Genomic DNA, 18,978 nt, shown 5'->3' on the forward strand with positions numbered 1-18,978 from the left:
ATGCTGCTTGAAAACTTATTCAAACAGGAGGTTTCATATATGAGCACACAACTGTCAAATCTTGTATACGACTTAGAGCACAATGCTTTGCTAGCAAAACAGTTTATGTATTCACATGAGTCTTTAGTAGCCAATTACGAAATTCCCTCAGCAGAAAAACTTCTTCTGTCTGCTCGCAATCTTTCAGACCTTAATACACTGGGCCTATTGCAAAACTCTTCCGAACTCGTTAATCAGTTGGATATTGCAAGTGAATTATGCACTAAAACTTGCACAGTAAAAACATGTCATCATAATCCCAATTGCTAAATAGATACTTAGGCAGCATCTTCTAATATTATGCTATCAATCAGTTACATGATTGATAGCATATAGTTCGTAAGGAAGGTACTTTTATGAATTATGTTGAAATGAAACGGATAAAACGCATAACATTTCATTCCCTTATCAGTGAATTAAAAAAATCTTCTAACCACATCATAACAGATAACAAATTTTGGCTATGCTTTTCTCCTCGAAATATATCTCTCCAACTTCCTTCTGTTGGATTCAAAATTCACTTGAGTGCTACTTTAAATAATGCTACGGATATTTTAGATAAGTTTTGGCACTATATCCAACACAAAAATATTGCCTGGAAAGTTATTCAAGACTTCAGGGATTTAGAACGCCAAAATTTAGGATATAACGGTTATAGTCAAATCGGTAAATTTATTACAATTTATCCATCAACACAAAATGAATTACTTCAATTATTGCAAGACTTGGAAATTATATATAAACCAATGAAAAGTATCTCTATACCTTCAGATTATTCTTATATGAATAGCCAAGTAGTTTACTATCGTTACGGCGATATCCAAAACGAAGGCTCAACAGAAAGTAAGTATGTAGATAAGCGTAATAGAACTATACCGAACAATGTTACCATCCCCATTGACGACTATTTTATTCCTCATTTTCATGAACTCCCCTCACGTTTATACTTATGCGGAATTCATCATATTTCAGGAAAAAGTTCTGTCTACACCGCAATCAATTTAGAAGCAGCCTCTACAGTAATTCTAAAAGAAGCCTCTCCTCTTCATGATTTAGATATACACGGAGTAGATGCAATAAATCGCTTACATCATGAAAAGATAATTTTAAAAAAAATATCAAAATTTTCATTTGCTCCGAAATTTTTATCAGATTTCTATATTGATGATCATTATTTTCTTGTTATGTCAAAGCTTCCTGGAGAATCACTATTTTCTTTATTAAAAAATGGTGGAAAATTATCTATCAAGCAAATACTTTTTATTATTCGTAAAATCATTTGCATTGTTCATACATTACAAAAACAAGGCATACAGTATTCTGATATATCACTAACAAATGTATTATTTGATCAAAAATCTGTTTACCTGGTCGATTATGAATATTGTCAACTCAACTCAGGACTAAATCTTCCGGAAATATTAGCTGGTGCATTGGGCTTTTATCCCATTGAGTACCCTTTTAATGATATAAAACGAACTATTTACGCAATTGCAGCGTTATTGTTAAACATAGAATTTTTCGATGACTATTCAAGAATTCTATATCAAGATTCTGAAAATGATATGTATAAACGAATAGAAGATAGATTTTATAAGAGCAGCTACTTTAATAAAATCTATGATAAAGCTTTTACATTCAACTATACTAATTTATCAGAATTTCTAGCAGAATTGAAATCAACTGTACGCCATTATACCTCAGAATAAATAGTAAGTTGACTTCAAACATATAAAAAATAAAAAACAGCGGTACTCAAAATAGTCTTTTGAATACCGCTGTTTTTTACAAATTCTATTTCACAAACTTTCTTCCTTCGCCCCAAGCTTTGCCTACCGTATCTCCCAGTGTGATATAGGTACCATGGACAGCATCGAAGGTTAGTGGATTCAATTTCTTCGGATCGATTTTCCCATCGGTCAAGATACTTTCATCGGCCAAGATATTGACGATATCGCCTACAAAATGGAAGTCTTCGCCTACTTGGGTAACCTTGCTGACTTTGCATTCAAAGGTCAGTGGATACTCAGTAATGACCGGTGCATTGACCTGTTCACTCTTGACGGCATGATATCCTACTTTTTCAATTTTTCCTGCGGCCTTGGCTTCGCTGACGGTGCCGAAGTAGTCGGACGCTGCCATAGTGTCTACGGTAGCCATGCTGACGGTGAAGGCGCCGCTTTCTTTGATGTTTTCCGTGGTCTGGTGATGATGGTCTAACATGAAACCAATCTGGTTGGTGTCATAGATACCGCCCCAAGCAGCCACCATGGCATCAGCTTTTCCTTCTTTGTCATAAGAAGTAATCACCAGCACAGGCTGGGGGTAAAGAATGGATTGAGGCTTATGATTCGTTTTCATAGCGTCACCTTTTCATCGTACAAAATAGGGAAAAGCGGCTCTCTTCACTTCTCCACTTTCTCTTTCAGATCCTTTGCAAAGCGGTCGACGATGCGCTGATACATCCCCTTCGGATCGTTCTCCGCATTGCGCGTGCGGTCATCCTCGCTCGAAGCGATAAGCTCACCGCTCTCTACATCATACCATTCGAAGGTCATCGTCACCACAGCATATGGGATCTCCCGGGCAGGCACATAGTCGGGGTAGGTTTCTGTGCGGTAAAAATCATGCCAGTTTCCATCCTTGTCCTGATAGGAATCCCGCACCTGAACAGATCTCCACTCCACATGCGCCGGCTCGATGTAGCTCTTCACCTGCCAGCGGGTGAGCCTGGGCAGGATGTATACCTGTGCATTCGCGGCCTTCGCCGCTTCGAAGAGATCCTCCGCCTCTTCCGTCCCGCTCTCAGCCGACGCTTTCTGCACACGGGAGCCGGAAAGGGTCTTCGACGCCGTCGGTGCTTCTATGGTAAGCATCACATCTTTGGGAATTTTTGATTTGTTCATGCGGCTGGCAAATGTCGTTTCCAAGCTCTTCTGTCTCGCACTGCTCAAGGCGACATCACTCATATCCACGCGGCCCACATAAATGCGACTGATCTTCGAAAAATCATAGCTCGGATCCTGCCAGCTCGTGTAGTCCGCATGGACGGGAGTAGCGCAGAAAGCGGCAGCGCAGACCGTCGCGGTGAATAACAGTTTATAGTCCATACGATCACCTCCGGGGTAATAGAGTGTGTGGTTTGCGGTTTAAGGTGTAAGAGCTTCTCCGTTCGTCATCCCCAGGAAAACCACTTCCATGGGGCAGCTGAAAAGCAAAGCAATAAGGCATCGGTTACCGATACGCGCATCGCTACAGATCAACGCAGTGCAAGAGAGATTTCTCGACTTCGCTCGAAATGACGATACGAGAGAAATGCTTGATTCAAGTATCCCGACGAATTCTACGAAAAGGGAGCATTTTCTGATTCCTAATCCCTAGCCACTAGCCACCAGTCACTATCCCCCTCTCCTTCCCCCATTATATCACAGCGCGCGGATACGCAAAAAGCCATGCGCTTCGCGCATGGCTTCCGTTTTTATTTCTTCTTATGATTCCCATACAGATCATAGGAGACAGCATTTTCATCGTAGCGATTCAGTCTCACCGGACGACGGTCTGCATAGCCGACGGCGATGATGCAGAAGGGGTCCTCATCCGTCGAGATGTCTAAGATATGGCACAGATGGATCTTTCTGTCTTGATACGGATACACCTGCATCCACAAGGTGGAAAGACCAAGGTGCTCAGCTTCGATCAGTATGTTCTGCGCAGCCGCCGCACAGTCGAAGCTCCATTCTTCCGGGAAGCTGATGCCATCCTTCTTGCCGACGATGACGATCGCAGCAGACGCCTTGCGCGCCGGGCCGGCGATGATGCTGTTGTGAGAAATGGCTTTCACCAGATCTTCACGCGTGACGATGATGAAGTCACGGGACTTCTGGTTGCCGACAGCACGCGCCTGCATGCCCGCCTTGACGAGCGTCAGCAGCTCTTCATCCGGCACAGGGGTCAGTTCTTTGAAGTAGCGGCAGGTTCCGCGATTGAAAATTTCGTCCATGGTCTCTCCTCCTTGCTAAATGTCCGGTGGTCCCGGCGTGTTATTATGTATTCTTGCTAAAGAATAGCAGCCACACTGCTTTTGTTATCTTTATTATACCATATGGGAGCGGTTTGCGTGGGAAGAAGTGACTGCTGACCGGTATCAGGCGATCCGACCTCTGATATCTATAGATGAAAACAAAAAACCGCAGCCGAAGCTGCGGTTTTTATGGTATCCATATCAGATCGTTCCGGTCGCTTTGAGGCGTGTCAGTGCACGCATGAGAGCGAGTCTTGCGCGGTCCATATCGATGTCTGCGCTGTGAGAAGCCAGTCTGTCTTCTGCACGCTTTTTCGCTGCCTGGGCGCGTGCTACATCGATGGTTTCAGCCAGCTCAGCCAGTGGAGCCACGATGTTTACGTTGTTCTTGGAATTTTCCAAGAACCCGCCGAATACAGCGACCTTCTGTTCTTCAGCTGCTTTTTTAATGCGTACAACGCACATTTCCAAAGCGGCTGCCAGAGGCAGATGGTTTTTCAAGACAGCAAATTCGCCGTCTTCTGCGCGGGCCACCACCATGTCCACATTGTCTTCACTGAAGATCGGACCATCCGGACTGATGACTTCCACGTGCATGGAGTGAGTAAGGGTATCAGCCATGGCTTATTCCCCTTTCTTCATCTTTTCAGCCTTTTCGATTGCTTCATCAATTGTGCCGACCATGTAGAATGCGCCTTCAGGCATATCATCGTGCTGGCCTGCAAGGATTTCCTTGAAGCCTCTGATGGTTTCCTTCAGCGGTACATATCTACCTGGGGAGCCTGTGAACTGTTCAGCTACGAAGAACGGCTGAGACAGGAATCTCTGGATCTTTCTTGCGCGAGCAACGATGACCTTATCGTCATCAGAAAGTTCTTCCATACCGAGGATGGCGATGATATCCTGCAGTTCTTTGTAGCGCTGCAGAATAGCCTGTACGCCGCGGGCTACTTCGTAGTGTTCCTCGCCGAGTACGTTCGGATCAAGAATACGGGAAGTGGAGTCCAGCGGATCGACTGCCGGGTAAATACCCAGTTCGGCGATGGAACGGTTCAGTACCGTGGTAGCATCCAGATGGGTGAATACGCCAGCCGGAGCCGGGTCGGTGAGGTCATCGGCCGGTACATATACAGCCTGAATGGATGTGATGGAACCGGTCTTGGTGGAAGTGATTCGTTCCTGCAGTTCGCCGATATCGGTTGCGAGCGTTGGCTGGTAACCTACGGCAGACGGCATACGGCCGAGCAGTGCGGATACTTCGGAGCCTGCCTGTACGAAACGGAAAATGTTGTCGACGAAGAGCAGTACGTCCTGGCCCTGTTTATCACGGAAGTATTCTGCCATGGTCAGACCTGTCAGGGCGACTCTCATACGAGCTCCCGGAGGTTCGTTCATCTGGCCATAGACCAGTGCTACTTTGTTCAGGACGCCGGAGTCTTTCATTTCGCCCCAGAGGTCGTTGCCTTCACGGGTACGTTCGCCTACGCCGCAGAATACGGAGCAGCCATCATGTTCGGTCGCTACGTTGTGGATCAGTTCCTGAATCAGGACTGTTTTACCTACGCCTGCACCGCCGAACAGACCGATCTTACCGCCTTTTGCGTATGGGCAGATCAGGTCGACGACTTTGATGCCGGTTTCGAAAATTTCAGCTGCCGGGGACTGGTCTTTGAAGGCCGGTGCCGGGCGATGAATCGGCCAGTAGTCGGATGCCGGTACTTTGGCCGGATCGTTATCTACTGTCTGTCCGAGAACGTTGAAAATACGTCCAAGGCAGCCGTCGCCTACCGGTGCTGCAATAGCACGGCCGGTGTCGACTGCTTTCATTCCACGTACCATGCCATCTGTGGAGCTCATAGCTACGGCACGGACGACGCCGTCGCCGAGGTGCTGCATGGTTTCACAGATAACATCAACAGGAACGCCGGATTTATCATCTTTTACATGGATTGCGTTATAGATAGCAGGGAGTTCTTTGTCGTCATCGAATGCAATATCTACGACTGCGCCGATGATCTGGACTACTTTACCTACCTGCATCTCCTTTTCATTTGCCATGAAGAAGCATTCCTCCTTAAATTCTTTATGCGGGTTTATTCAAGCGCAGCTGCGCCGCCGACGATTTCGGAAATTTCGTTGGTGACCTGTGCCTGACGTGCTTTGTTGTACGTAAGGTTGAGGTCGGCGATTCTTTCGGTCGCGTTGTCGGTTGCAGCGGACATAGCTGCCATTCGGCTGCCAAGTTCGGAGGCAGCGGACTGGAGCATGGCGTTGTAAACCTGCACCTGTACATATTCAGGAAGCAGCTTGGAAAGGACTGTGCCTGCATCCGGCAGGAAGATGTATTCATCATCCACGGATGGTTCTTTGTCTGCTTCGCCTGCTTCTGCCTTCGGCGATTCGACAGGAAGTAATTTCTGTACCTTCACCTGCTGGCGGAGAGCAGTGATGAATTTTGTGTAAATAATGTAGACTTCGTCGACTTCTTCTTTGGTGAAGTAGTCCACCATTTCTTTTGCAAGAGCGATGGAGTCCTGTGCCGACGGTTTGTCAGAAAAGCCGAAATGATAGGAATCCAGATCATAGTCGCGGAATTTCAGGTAGTTTCTTCCCTGCTTGCCGCACACGTAGAGTGCATACTCTGACCGATCCTTACCGGAGATTTCACTTAAGGTCTGCTTCATAACATTGGAGTTATAAGCACCGGCGAGGCCTTTATCTGCACTGATGACAAGATAGCCGACCTTCTTCACTTCGCCTGTTCTAAAGAGCGGGCTGGTGAAACCGGGTGTTACCGAAGAAGCACGGCGCAGAAGCTCTCCGATTTTTTCAGCATAGGGACGGGAGCCGTTTGCTTTTTCTTCTGCTTTACGCAGACGGGCTGCGGCGACCATCTTCATTGCTTTTGTGATCTGCTGGATGTTGGTGACAGATTTAATGCGCCCTTTTATATCACGCGTACTTTCCAATCAGATCACCCCTCTACCGTTTCAGACTTTTTTGCGTTGTAGCGTTCTTTGAATTCAACAATAGCAGCTTTGAGTCTTTCTTCGTTTTCATCAGTCAGTTTCTTATTCTTGATGATGTCTTCGCCGATTTCCGGATGGCTGCTGTGGAGGAATGCGAGAATCTGATGTTCGAAATCAACGACTTCATTGACTTCTACATCATCCAGGTATCCGTTGACGGCTACGTAGATCGCCTGTACCTGATCTTCGACCGGGTATGGGGAGTACTGTGGCTGTTTCAGGATCTCTGTGGTTCTCTGGCCGCGGTCGATCTGTGCCTTGGTAGCAGCGTCGAGGTCGGAGCCGAACTGAGCAAATGCTGCAAGTTCGCGATACTGAGCGAGGTCCAGACGCAGGGTACCTGCGACCTGTTTCATCGCTTTGATCTGTGCGGAGCCGCCTACACGGGATACGGAGAGGCCGACATTGATAGCCGGACGGATACCGGAGTAGAAGAGTGCGGTTTCGAGGTAGATCTGACCGTCGGTGATGGAAATAACGTTGGTCGGGATGTATGCACCTACGTCGCCTGCCAGAGTTTCGATGATCGGAAGAGCGGTGATAGAGCCGCCGCCGAGTTCTTTGGAAAGACGGGCAGCACGTTCCAGCAGTCTGGAGTGCAGGTAGAATACGTCGCCTGGGTAAGCTTCACGTCCTGGTGGACGACGCAGCAGCAGGGACATAGCACGGTATGCGACAGCGTGCTTGGAGAGGTCATCATAAATGATGAGGACGTCTTTGCCCTGATGCATGAAGTATTCCGCGATGGAGACACCGGAGTATGGTGCCAGGTACTGCATCGGGGAGCCTTCGGATGCGCCTGCGTGGACGATGATGGAGTAGTCCATAGCGCCAGCCTGCTTCAGTCTTTCGTATACACGAACGACGTTGGAGTTTTTCTGGCCGATGGATACGTAAATACAAATAACGTTCTGACCCTTCTGGTTCAGAATGGTATCGATACCGATAGCGGTTTTACCGGTACCACGGTCACCGATGATAAGTTCACGCTGACCACGGCCGATCGGAACCATGGAGTCGATACTTTTGAGACCAGTCTGCAGCGGTACATTGACTGGCTGTCTGTCAGCAATGCCCGGTGCTTTAATTTCAATGTCGCGGAATTCGGCGGTCTTGATTTCGCCTTTGCCATCGATCGGCTGGCCCAGTGCATTGACAACGCGGCCGATAACAGCGTCCCCTACCGGGACCTGCATCAGACGGCCTGTTCTCTTGACTGTGTCGCCTTCCTTAATGGTTTCGGCGCGACCCAGAAGAACGGCACCTACGTTGCTTTCTTCCAGGTTGAGAGCCATGCCATATACGCCGTTAGGCAGTTCAAGCAGTTCGCCGGCCATGCAGTTTTCGAGCCCATAGATATGAGCGATACCGTCGCCGACTTCAAGAACCGTACCAACTTCATCGACATTGAGGTCTACTTTGTAGTTTTCAATCTGTTTTTTAATGACAGATGTAATTTCATCTGAACTGATTTTCATTTCCTAGAAGTCACCTCAATCTCTTTGCATCATAATAGCTTTCAGTGTCTGCAGCTGTCTGGCTACGGACCCATCGATCAGGCGGTCGCCCACTTGAACGGTGAAGCCGCCAATCAGCGCCGTGTCCACTTTCTGCTTCATGAGAATCTTCTTCCCTGTAATTTCGGAGAGTTTCGCTTTCAATGCTTCCACCTGGGACTTGGTCATCGGGAGTGCGGAGGTCACCACAGCTTCTTCGATGCCCATGCCATGATGCGCAAGAGTCGTATATACGTCTACCATAGCGGGGAAGTCGGTAATGCGGTCTCTGTCGATTACGACATAGCAGAACTGCAGAACGACAGGCTGAACCTTATCTGCAAATAATTTCTTAATCGTATCTTTCTTGACATCCTTTGCAAGCAGAGGATGGAAAAGAAGCTCCTTCAGATCTGCATGTTCCTTGATGGCGTCTGCGATCAGGTGAAGTTCTTCTTCTGTTTTTTCCAAGCTGTTCTGTTCAGCAGCGATTTCATAGATGGCGCGACCGTATTTCTTTGCAAGGATTACGTTCTTATCCATGATTATTTACCTGCTTTTTTAGCATCCAGCTTTGCGATGCTTTCTGCGATGAGCCGGTCGTTGGCGTCCGGCGTCATGTTCTTGCTGATGATCTTTGCTGCAATATCGCAGGAAAGGACTGCCACCTGAGCCTTCAGATCTTCCAGAGCATCCTTGCGTTCTCTTTCGATCTGCTGGCTGGCCTGTTCCTTTGCTTTGGCGATAGATGCATGGGCTTCATCAATCTGTGCCTGCGCCTGCACCTTGGCTTCCTTGACTGCTTTGTCCACAATTTCCTGGGCTTTTGCCTGTGCGTCTTTCAGCTGGGCTTCGTAGCTGACTTTCAGTTCTTCAGCAGCAGCTTTGGACTGGGCAGCACTGTCCAGGTCGTTTTTAATACGAGCTTTGCGGTCGTCGAGTACTTTGAGTACCGGCTTGTAGCAGAAATGGCCAAGAATAGCACAGAGAATGATAAAGTTGACGATCTGCATCAACAAGGTACCATTCAGGTCTACCAATTCGTTCCCTCCTTAGCCTAATATTCCGTAATTATTTTAATTAGGAATAATTATTTCAGGAATGGGTTAGCGAATACGAGTACGAGAGCGATAACGATAGCGATGATCGGAATAGATTCGATAAGGCCGATAGCTACGAGCATGTTGGTGAAGAGTTTGCCTGCCATTTCCGGCTGACGGGTCATACCTTCGAGAGCTTTAGCTGCGGCTTTGGAGTCGGAGAATGCTGCTGCAAGAGCTGCGCAGGCTGCAATGATTGCTGCTGCAATCAGGGAATACTGTGCTACGATTGTCTGATCCATAATGATAATTCCTCCTAGAGAATTGCAAAAAATTTTAGCACTGCCCCGTGATCAGGGAAGGCAGGCTATTGTATTTACCGTTTTTACGGGCGGTGCCGTTCCGTTTATTATGCGGCGTAGCCGCTTCACCGGCTGTGACTCAGTCAACGCTTTCTTTCAGGTATACGGAAGTCAGGGTGGTGAAAATGTATGCCTGAACCAGACCGATAAACAAAGATACGGCGATCCAGATCATAGGTACAAGCCATGGGCAGAGGAAGTACAAAACTTCCAGCAGAATTTCACCCGCGAGAATGTTGCCGAATAGACGCATAGCCAGCGTAATCGGCTTCGCAATTTCTTCGATCAGATTCATGATGGCGAAGATCGGGAATGGTTTGAAGAAATGGGAAAGCCAGTGCCCTACGCCTTTACACTTAATGAAATAGAAGTGTGTAATCAAAGAACATGCGATGGATAAGCCCAATGTAGTATTCACGTCATTGGTCGGAGACGCAGTCAGGTGTTCTGTCGGCAGAAGACCGATCTGATTCGCAGTGAAGATGAAGAGGAACAGCGTCAGAAGAACGGTCGCCACCTTGCGATAATTCGACCCGACATTGCTTTCAAACTGAGAGCAAAGACCTTCGATGACCATTTCGATCACATTCTGCCAGCCTCCCGGGATCAGGGATCTGCCTCTGGTCGCTGCAAATACGGCGATGAAGACGATGATGGCAGTAAGCCATGTGGTATAAAGCGTATCCATATTCACAGACATGCCAAAGAGCTGCTCTACAACATGTGTACCCGTATGAAGATGCATAATCTCACCCCCTTTCTCTTACAAGGATATCAAGAAAACTACTCCTTAATTAAACCGACCAGCCGCTCCCCAAGAGTTGCAGCAGGCAGTGTAAGTAAGCCACCTAAGTAAGCCAATATATTGAGCGGCGTGAAGATCACCGCTGCGCAGCTTGCGATCTCCAAAATAAAGCGGAGCATCGTGAATACCACAAGGCGGCGTCCGATGAAGTCCACTTCTCGCTTGTCTCTCTGCCACTGGTTAAACTTAACCAGCATGAGGCTGAAAAAAAAGATATGAAACAGGCAGCCCAACCCCCAGGCAATCGCATATGCCCAGCCCTGCCAGGCAAGCAGTATGCCTGCGCCGATGACAGCGATGACCAGAATGTACTGATTCATGCGCTTGGCATAGTGAGGAAAAGTCAAGTCGAAGTTCATATCATTTCTTACCTAATATCTGTGTAATTGCAGACCACAAACCGCCGACCGCTCCTATGACAGAAAGCAGAATGAGTCCCCATGGATCGGTGCCCAGCCATTCATCGGCCTTGAGACCCGCCCATACGCCCACAGCGATGGAGGCCAGCATGGTCAAGCCTGCCCCTGATGCGACGGCAGCACTTCTCAGCGGATGCCAGTCATCGTCCTTCGGCATTTTCCCCTTCTTATCCATCTGGTTTCTCGCTATGGTTTCTAAAAAAAGCATGTTAAAAGTAAAACATGCAAATGTACATGTACATTATAGCATAGGATTTTTTACTTGGCTATAAATTTAGTCGGTTTTTTATCACTTAATCCTTCGATGTAGAGAAGGGCATCCGCAATACGTTCTGCCGAATGGCCGTCTCCATATGGATTCACGGCTTCTGCCATGGCTTTGTACGCCTTCTCATCCGTCAAAAGCTCATAGGCCGCATGGAAGATCTTTTCTTCATCGGTGCCGACGAGCTTCACGGTACCTGCTTCGACCGCCTCCGGACGCTCGGTGGTATCACGAAGAACGAGGACGGGCTTGCCAAGGCTCGGGGCTTCTTCCTGAATGCCGCCCGAGTCGGTGAGGACGATGGCGCTTCTGGCCATCAGGTTTGTGAATGGTTCATATTCCATCGGTTCGACAAGATGAATGCCTGGCACGCCTTCGAGCTCTTCGGAAACGGCTTCACGCACGAGCGGATTTCTATGCACCGGGAAGACCACCTCGGTATCCGGCACGGCTTCCACCAGACGGCGGAGCGCACGGTAGACGTGGTGCATCGGAGCGCCCAGATTTTCACGGCGGTGTGTCGTCACGAGGATCACACGCTTGTGCTCTTCGATGGCTTCGATCTCCGCATCCTCGAAATGATAGTCCTTCTTGACGGTCGCAAGAAGAGCATCGATCACGGTATTGCCGACGACGTAGATGTTCTTATCGTCCTTGCTCTCGCGCAGGAGATTCTCTCTGGCCGTTTCCGTCGGAGCAAAATTCACATTCGAGAGGACGCCGGTCAGCTGACGGTTGGCTTCTTCCGGGAAGGGCGAAAGCAGGTTTCCGGTACGCAGGCCTGCTTCGACATGACCGATCTTGATCTGCTGATAGAAAGCGGCCAGTGCTGCGGTGAAGGTGGTCGTGGTATCTCCGTGAACGAGCACGTAGTCGGGCTTCTCCTTCTTCAGCACATCTTCCAGCCCGCGAAGCACGCGGGCGGTGATGTCGTAGAGGGACTGCCCGCTCTTCATGATGTCCAGGTCATAGTCCACCGGCAGATGGAAGAGATCGACCACCTGATCGAGCATCTCGCGGTGCTGCGCGGTGAGGCAGACCTTCGTATCAATGTCCGGCCGCTTCAAAAGCTCTTTTACGACGGGCGCCATCTTGATGGCTTCCGGCCGTGTCCCGAAAATCGTCATTACTTTGATCATGATTCTTGCATTCCTCTCTTTGTGGTTTGGTTCAGGGTTAGCCTGTGGGACGTGCTGCCCACTGATTGTGGATGAAATCTTTGTCGAATGAGAAATGGTGGTGGCGGCGCATAAAAATATGGAAGCGCCGCAGAGTATAAATAGGGCGATGCCCGAAAGTCTGCGGGTAGCAGGTTTCCCGTTTTGAACTTTCCAATCATTGCCCACCTGACCGCAAATGACAAAGATTTCTCGCTTCGCTCGAAATGACAACACGGGAGTCTAATGTCTCCCAGTCTCTTAGTCTCTAGTCACTCGAAGTCCCTAATCCCTAGCTACCAGTCACTAGTCACTATCTTTCTTTTTCTTCTGTTCCATCTGATAGGGCGATGGGACGATCTCCTGCATGACACCGAGCTTTCTTGCCCAAAGGACGAAGAGTACGAGGGCGATGGCTACGATCGCGATGCCGATCCAAAGGGACAGGTGAATGACGATGAGCGCAGTGCAGGAAAAGAAGGCCGTCAGCGCGTACATGACGAGCACGACCTGCTTTTGATTCAGCCCCTTGGCCAGCAAACGGTGATGCAGGTGGTTTTTATCCGGTGAGAAGATCGGCACACCGCTCGACTTTCTGCGGACGATCGCAAGGAGGGTATCGGTGATCGGCACGGTGAGCGCGAGAAGCGGCACGATGAGGACGGCTGTCGCTACGGTCTTCATCGAGCCCATGACGGACACGGCCGAGATGATATAGCCCAGGAACATGGAGCCGGTATCTCCCATGAAGATCTTCGCCGGGTTGAAGTTATACTGCAGAAAGGCAAGGCAGGCCCCTGTCATGGCGATCATGGCTGCTGCAGCCACCCACTGCCCCATCTGAAAAGCAAGGAGGGCGATGGCGATGGATGCGATCGTCGCAATGCCGGCTGCCAGACCGTCCAGGCCGTCGATCAGGTTCACCGTATTCACGAAGCCGATGATCCAGAAAATGGTGAGCGGCAGCGATATGATCTCCGGCAAATAAATAATGCCGAGGCGCGGTACGTCGATCCATTCGATATTGATATTGAAAATGACGACGGGGATGGCCGCAGCGATGATCTGCCCCAAGAGCTTTACCTTCGGCGGCAGGGAGTACACATCGTCAGCGATGCCAACCGCGATCAAAAATGTCGCTCCCACCATGATGCCGACCATCTCATAGGTAAAGCCGATGGTCGCGATCACCGAGACCATGAAGCCGGCGTAAATGGCCAGCCCCCCCAGACGCGGTATCAGTCCATGATGTACCTTGCGCGCATCCGGCTTGTCGACGGCACCGATGCGGATGGCGAAGTTCTTCACCACCGGCGTCAGCACAAAGGTCACAGCCAGTGCCACAAGAAACGTGAACGCATAGGCGAACAACGTAACACCTCCTAATAGACAACATTTCAAACCTATTTTACCACAAAGCACAAGGGAGGGCTAGAATGGAGTGCGTGGCCGCCCATCGACCATACAAAAAGCATAGCCATGACTTGCATGGCTATGCCATAATATAAGCAAATGGTAGGCGTACCTCAGCGTGTGCAAGCGCCCGGCGCCTCCCAGAAAAATAAAGGTGAGAAAGGCCGTCCGCTGACACTGAAACCTGCTTGTGAATCAGGCGGCTTTTTTCATGTCAGGAAAACATTATTTCAACATCATTACAATGAGAGTTGCAAAAGCAATCATCAGGTACAATGTTTCAAAAGTACTCATGACACTCAGCTCCTTCCTGATTGACAGGAAGCTTCGGACCGCCAAAGTACATCTGATGCCATTTTATCACATTCGTTATCCTGCGCACAAGAAAAGGGCGGCCTTCGGGCCGCCCTTTTCCGTGAGAGTGTAAAAATAAAAGGAGATAAAGGAGTGGAGAAGCCGCTCGGGGAAAGCGGCTTATATTGTGAAGGCGGAACGGAATCCGTACATTCTCTTCCGTCTTCCTCATTATTATACCACGCGAATTCAGTTTTGCAAGCATGCTTAAATATGAATTTTAAGCTGCCCTTATGCGCAGAGACCTGTTCAAGCTCCGCGGCACTTCCGCCTGAGATGCCTCGCCATCATGTCTCGTGTTCATACCATCCACCGCTTGACACGTTCGGCAAAGGCTTTGAAGAGCGGATCCATCACCTTTTCCTCCATATTTTCCGGATGCCACTGGACGGTGGTGATGAGGTCATTCTTCACGCTTTCGGTCGCTTCGACGATGCCGTCTCTGCTTCTTGCCGTGACGCGGAGACCGTCAGCGAGCTTCTTGATGGCTTCGCAATGGCGCGAATTCACGTAGAGCCCATCTCCCAAGACATCATGCAAGCGGCTTTCCGGATCGATCTCTATATAATGGGTCGCGATGTTTCCCGGCGCTTTCTGCATATGCTGGATGGTGGCCTTGGGATTCTGTGCCTGCATGTCCTGCCAGAGCTTGCCGCCCAAGGCGACATTCAGGATCTGATGGCCGCGGCAGATGCCGAGGATCGGCTTGTCCGCTTTGAGGCAGGCCTTGATGAGCCCGATCTCGAAAATATCTCTCTTCTCGTAGGTCGGCCCAATGCACCAGAGCGGCTCTTCTCCGTAGAAACGGGGAGCGGGATTGGGCCCGCCGGATAGGACGAGTGCGTCAAAGCTATCCACATATTCCTCTGGGTCGGCGTAGTCGTCATAAGCCAGAATGATGGGGAGCAGGCCGGCGCGCCCCAGCGCATTCAAAAGCGGACGCGGCGCGTAGTCCGCCATTCTCTGATTGATCGGCTTCATATCCGAAAGAAGCGTGTCTGCTGTAACGGCGATGATGGGTTTACGCATAAGAAACTCCTTTAATGAATGAAAAGTGACTAGTGACTAGCGACTAGGGACTGGTATTGCGATTTATCAATTTTGGGGACTTAGTGAGAAGTGCGAAGTGTTTGAAGGGGCACACCATTCATAGAGCACTGCATTTTAGGATGCAGGAAACACGTATCGTCATTTCGAGCGAAGTCGAGAAATCTTTCTTGTAGACCGATAAACGATTCATGTGTGAAAGTAGGAATACATAGCAGCAAGGCGTCGGTTCCCTGCCAGTGCCTATGCGATACTGACCGCAGTGCAAGGGAAACGCTGATTCAATCGCAGAGTCAGATTTTACAAGAATTTTTATACATAGCTTCGTCATACCCTTCCTTAAATAGCTCGCTATTCTCGTCAGGTTATTCCTTGCTATGCATAAAGATTCAAGAGTAAAATCTGACAACGATTGAATCAGTGTTTCCCTAGAAAGATCCCTCGGCTACGCTCGGGATGACGATACGAGAAAGGGATACCCCAAAAAGTTTGAAAGCAGGGATGAGTAGCTAGGGATTAGGTGTCGCAAGTGACTGGTGACTAGTGACTGGCATGCCAGCTCATGGCATCGCCATTATTTATGCTTCGCGGCGCATTTCGTCATCCTGAGCGGAGTGAAATGTCGGATGTTCGATCATGTAAAGGCAAAGCAGTGAGAACTGAGTCGAAGGATCTGGCGCCGCACCACCATTTCGCATTTCGCATTTCTCATTTCTAATTCAAGCGACGCTTTCACACCTAATCAAAAGGCAGCCCACCCCACGGGCTAACCCTCAAACCACTTACGAATATCTCTAAACAACATGTATTATACTAAAAAAGATGCTCCTTTCGAAGCATCTTTACGTTTAGATCATATCCAGATTTCTCATGATCTGCCCTAAGACCCCTTTGAAGATGCGCATATCGCTTTCCGATACGCCTTCGTAGAATGTCTTGTCCAGATCCTTGGCCGCCTGACGGCTCGCCTGTTCGACCTGCTTGGCTTTTTCAGTCAGGAAGAGACGGTACTTCCTCGCATCTTCCGGCACACGCTCCTTACGCACAAGACCCTTGTCGATCATGGACTTCACCATGACTGTAATGGTGGGATTCGTCAGATGCAGATGTTCTTCCAGCGTCTTCTGTGTGACCAGATCCTTCTTGTGAGTAGAAAGATAGGCTATGATCAGAGACTGGCGCGCAGTCAAGCCAAACTTCTGCATGATACCGGACTGCTTGAGGAGCATTCTCTTATGCGCCTGACCCAGATTGTAGGTCAGCCCCAGCTTGTCGCTCTTATTTAAATCTTCCGGTTTTAAATGGATCTGTCTCTTCATACCCCTCACCTTGCCGCTGTCTAAAACAGATAAACGAATACCTGAATTTCACGAACCATATTTTTATATATTATACACTATTTTCAACCCTCAGTCACATTAGAAATTATATATAATATGCTGATTCGGAATGATCACACCGGAAGAGGGCTCTTGTCCTGTGTGACCGTTTTCCTGCACTCGGAGACGCTCCATCGATCATCCCTGTCGATGCCCGCGCGGTACTCCTTCTCTCCGGATGAGATCAGGAAATAGACCTCTCCCATCGACTCCTCACGTACCACGGAAAAGCGGTCAGCCCCGGGAAGGTGTCCCCGCCAGACCACGCAGCCATTCTGACGAATGGAAAGCTCCGTCATCTGGTGTTCCACCGTCAAATGGAACTCGATCAGCCGGCCGAAGCCATCATTGAAATAGAGCGTCGTCTCATCATGCATCCATCGGTCGCCTGTGATATGGGACGAATACTGATACTCTACGGCATTCCCCATCGCAAGATCGTTTCCCCCTGCAGCTGCGAAAACGGCCTCCGGCAGCAGGAGAAGCGCCAGAAGAAAGGCAAGTCGTTTCTTTCTCTCCACGCCAACCCCCTCTAAATATTTCATAAACAAATTTCAAAAGTTTGTATCTATATTATAAACCAATGACCGCTTTTCGGATAGCCCACCGCCTGCCATGTCAAATTCCATAGATACCTACATAGTATCGGAGATATTCCTGTTTTTCATAAGTCGCTATAGAAAAAATCTATCAGGAATATTTCAGAGGATCCCTCTTGCAAAAGTGCAGCCCCTCATCCTCTCACGAAGAGGATGGAAAACTGGACGGTCCTCTTTCCCGGATAAGGAGCTCTCCGGCCATGGGAAGGTGCCACCGGCCATCGGCTGCTCAATTGTTTCTATATCCCCCAATTGATATATGCTATAATAATAACAGGAGTGAATATTCCATCGGATTCCCGATGATCCTATTTTTTGAAAGGAGATTTCCTATGAACTCGTTCAACAACGACATGGCCTGGGAGCGGGAGAAATCCCTCTCCATCAATATGCCCGGCCTCATGAAAGACATCTATCTCTGGGTCGCTATTGCCCTTGCCATCACCGGCTTCACCGCTTACACCGTAGCAGGCAGCCCGATGCTGCTTTCTCTGGTCTTCGCCGGTAAATTCACGATGTGGGCGCTCCTCATCGCGACGGTCGCCCTCGTATGGCACCTTTCTTCTGCGGTTGCCCGCATGTCTCTCAAAAAAGCGGCCGCCATGTACATCATCTATGCCGTCCTGAACGGTGCGATGATGGCCTCCATTTTCCTTGTTTACACCATGACCTCTATCGCGAGCGTCTTCTTCATCACCGCAGGCACCTTCGCTGTCATGTCTGCCTATGGCTACCTCACGAAGACTGACCTTTCGAAGATGGGCAATCTGTGCCTCATGGGGCTTTTCGGACTCATCATCGCTACCGTGGTGAATCTTTTCCTTGATAACTCTTTCCTGGAAATGATCCTCGCCTACGCAGGCATCCTGATCTTCGTCGGCCTCACCGCTTATGATACGAAGCGCATCCGCGAGATCGCTTTTGCCAACAACACGAATACCACCGATGAAGGTGTGAAGCTCGCCATCCTCTGCGCGCTCACCCTCTACCTCGACTTCATCAATCTCTTCATCTACATGCTCCGGATCTTCGGAGAGAAAAAGTAACCGCCTAGGGCATCAGACTTCTCTCAGAGATCATCTTGCAGGATGACAAAAGGGCTGTGAAGAAATGAATCCTCATTTCTTCACAGCTCCTTTTTACTTTGCCCTCATTTTGGTTCAGGGTTCAGGTGGCGGCTTCGCCGCCTTTTTTTTTAGAAGATGGTATTCTCGTATCGCAGCCTTCCCCTCTAGGGGAAGGTGCCCCGAAGGGGCGGATAGGGTGACCATGGCATGAAAGACAGCTGGGATAAGGTTTCCCGGTCACTCCTATGAGAGCTGCAAGTCCCCCGCGGCAGATTAAACGCGAAAATGAGATGATCGTTATTTCACATCGTCTTTTTTATTGCAATTTGTAAAAGTCGATATCACCCGCCTTCGGCTCCAGCGTGCGGCCGCTGCCGCTTTCTTTTCCATCACAAAAAGCCGCCATGAAGATATCACAGCGGCTTCTCTGTCGCATCAAACGCAAAAAGCCATCGGCACAGTGGCGCCAATGGCTTCTTTCTCGTT

Annotated in this window: 23 protein-coding genes; 3 read left to right on the forward strand and 20 right to left on the reverse strand. The window is 49.1% G+C overall.

The genetic code is table 11. From position 1 onward, the window contains the following. The first annotated feature begins 39 nt into the window (after positions 1–39). Positions 40–309, forward strand: coding sequence for a hypothetical protein (locus ACGG9R_RS09945; protein ID WP_390154596.1), 270 nt, complete (start codon positions 40–42; stop codon positions 307–309). 86 nt (positions 310–395) lie between these two features. Continuing rightward, entirely contained in the window at positions 396–1,748 is a 1,353-nt protein-coding gene (locus tag ACGG9R_RS09950; protein ID WP_390154599.1) for a hypothetical protein, read from the forward strand. 85 nt (positions 1,749–1,833) lie between these two features. Here ACGG9R_RS09950 and ACGG9R_RS09955 read toward each other — a convergent pair whose 3' ends face one another. From ACGG9R_RS09955 to ACGG9R_RS10045, 19 genes are all read right to left on the reverse strand, one after another. After that, positions 1,834–2,400, reverse strand: coding sequence for a flavin reductase family protein (locus ACGG9R_RS09955; protein ID WP_390154601.1), 567 nt, complete (start codon positions 2,398–2,400; stop codon positions 1,834–1,836). Positions 2,401–2,444: 44 nt separating this feature from the next. Continuing rightward, positions 2,445–3,149 (reverse strand): hypothetical protein, encoded by a 705-nt coding sequence (locus tag ACGG9R_RS09960; protein WP_390154603.1) that lies wholly within the window; start codon positions 3,147–3,149, stop codon positions 2,445–2,447. 368 nt (positions 3,150–3,517) lie between these two features. Beyond that, positions 3,518–4,039 (reverse strand): nitroreductase family protein, encoded by a 522-nt coding sequence (locus ACGG9R_RS09965; RefSeq protein WP_022106748.1) that lies wholly within the window; start codon positions 4,037–4,039, stop codon positions 3,518–3,520. 222 nt (positions 4,040–4,261) lie between these two features. Then, positions 4,262–4,681: a F0F1 ATP synthase subunit epsilon gene (locus tag ACGG9R_RS09970; protein ID WP_022106747.1), complete on the reverse strand. Its 420-nt coding sequence runs from the start codon at positions 4,679–4,681 to the stop codon at positions 4,262–4,264. Positions 4,682–4,684: 3 nt separating this feature from the next. After that, a complete protein-coding gene (gene atpD / locus ACGG9R_RS09975; protein ID WP_022106746.1) occupies positions 4,685–6,118 on the reverse strand; it encodes a F0F1 ATP synthase subunit beta in 1,434 nt (477 codons plus the stop codon). Positions 6,119–6,153: 35 nt separating this feature from the next. Continuing rightward, a complete protein-coding gene (gene atpG / locus ACGG9R_RS09980) occupies positions 6,154–7,029 on the reverse strand; it encodes an ATP synthase F1 subunit gamma (protein ID WP_390154607.1) in 876 nt (291 codons plus the stop codon). 5 nt (positions 7,030–7,034) lie between these two features. Continuing rightward, positions 7,035–8,567, reverse strand: a complete 1,533-nt coding sequence (gene atpA / locus ACGG9R_RS09985; protein WP_390154610.1) for a F0F1 ATP synthase subunit alpha — start codon at positions 8,565–8,567, stop codon at positions 7,035–7,037. Positions 8,568–8,582: 15 nt separating this feature from the next. After that, a complete protein-coding gene (locus ACGG9R_RS09990; RefSeq protein ID WP_022106742.1) occupies positions 8,583–9,128 on the reverse strand; it encodes a F0F1 ATP synthase subunit delta in 546 nt (181 codons plus the stop codon). 2 nt (positions 9,129–9,130) lie between these two features. Further along, entirely contained in the window at positions 9,131–9,625 is a 495-nt protein-coding gene (atpF, locus tag ACGG9R_RS09995) for a F0F1 ATP synthase subunit B (protein ID WP_022106741.1), read from the reverse strand. A gap of 50 nt (positions 9,626–9,675) precedes the next feature. Beyond that, positions 9,676–9,927, reverse strand: a complete 252-nt coding sequence (atpE, locus tag ACGG9R_RS10000) for a F0F1 ATP synthase subunit C (protein WP_022106740.1) — start codon at positions 9,925–9,927, stop codon at positions 9,676–9,678. A gap of 139 nt (positions 9,928–10,066) precedes the next feature. After that, the gene (gene atpB / locus ACGG9R_RS10005; protein ID WP_390154614.1) at positions 10,067–10,732 is read right to left on the reverse strand and encodes a F0F1 ATP synthase subunit A; all 666 of its coding nucleotides are present in this window, start codon (positions 10,730–10,732) and stop codon (positions 10,067–10,069) included. 38 nt (positions 10,733–10,770) lie between these two features. After that, positions 10,771–11,139 (reverse strand): hypothetical protein, encoded by a 369-nt coding sequence (locus ACGG9R_RS10010; RefSeq protein WP_390154617.1) that lies wholly within the window; start codon positions 11,137–11,139, stop codon positions 10,771–10,773. Between the two features lie 13 nt (positions 11,140–11,152). Then, entirely contained in the window at positions 11,153–11,419 is a 267-nt protein-coding gene (locus ACGG9R_RS10015) for an AtpZ/AtpI family protein (protein WP_390154620.1), read from the reverse strand. Between the two features lie 50 nt (positions 11,420–11,469). Further along, the gene (gene wecB / locus ACGG9R_RS10020; protein ID WP_390154622.1) at positions 11,470–12,615 is read right to left on the reverse strand and encodes a non-hydrolyzing UDP-N-acetylglucosamine 2-epimerase; all 1,146 of its coding nucleotides are present in this window, start codon (positions 12,613–12,615) and stop codon (positions 11,470–11,472) included. Between the two features lie 324 nt (positions 12,616–12,939). Then, positions 12,940–14,004, reverse strand: a complete 1,065-nt coding sequence (locus tag ACGG9R_RS10025; protein ID WP_390154625.1) for a glycosyltransferase family 4 protein — start codon at positions 14,002–14,004, stop codon at positions 12,940–12,942. 267 nt (positions 14,005–14,271) lie between these two features. Next, a complete protein-coding gene (locus ACGG9R_RS10030; RefSeq protein WP_390155146.1) occupies positions 14,272–14,340 on the reverse strand; it encodes a putative holin-like toxin in 69 nt (22 codons plus the stop codon). Positions 14,341–14,700: 360 nt separating this feature from the next. Further along, positions 14,701–15,429 carry a gamma-glutamyl-gamma-aminobutyrate hydrolase family protein gene (locus ACGG9R_RS10035; RefSeq protein ID WP_390154627.1) on the reverse strand — a complete coding sequence of 243 codons (729 nt, stop codon included), beginning with the start codon at positions 15,427–15,429 and terminating at the stop codon, positions 14,701–14,703. A gap of 866 nt (positions 15,430–16,295) precedes the next feature. Further along, entirely contained in the window at positions 16,296–16,766 is a 471-nt protein-coding gene (locus tag ACGG9R_RS10040) for a MarR family winged helix-turn-helix transcriptional regulator (protein ID WP_022106733.1), read from the reverse strand. A gap of 134 nt (positions 16,767–16,900) precedes the next feature. Further along, entirely contained in the window at positions 16,901–17,371 is a 471-nt protein-coding gene (locus ACGG9R_RS10045; RefSeq protein WP_390154630.1) for a hypothetical protein, read from the reverse strand. Between the two features lie 386 nt (positions 17,372–17,757). Between ACGG9R_RS10045 and ACGG9R_RS10050 the strand changes: the two genes are divergently transcribed. After that, entirely contained in the window at positions 17,758–18,471 is a 714-nt protein-coding gene (locus tag ACGG9R_RS10050) for a Bax inhibitor-1/YccA family protein (protein WP_022106731.1), read from the forward strand. A 337-nt stretch (positions 18,472–18,808) separates the two neighbouring features. Here ACGG9R_RS10050 and ACGG9R_RS10055 read toward each other — a convergent pair whose 3' ends face one another. Then, positions 18,809–18,937, reverse strand: a complete 129-nt coding sequence (locus tag ACGG9R_RS10055) for a hypothetical protein (protein WP_390154634.1) — start codon at positions 18,935–18,937, stop codon at positions 18,809–18,811. Positions 18,938–18,978 lie beyond the last annotated feature (41 nt).

It is taken from the genome of Dialister sp. i34-0019-2H8, assembly GCF_042846925.1.
In the GTDB taxonomy this organism is placed as follows: domain Bacteria; phylum Bacillota; class Negativicutes; order Veillonellales; family Dialisteraceae; genus Dialister.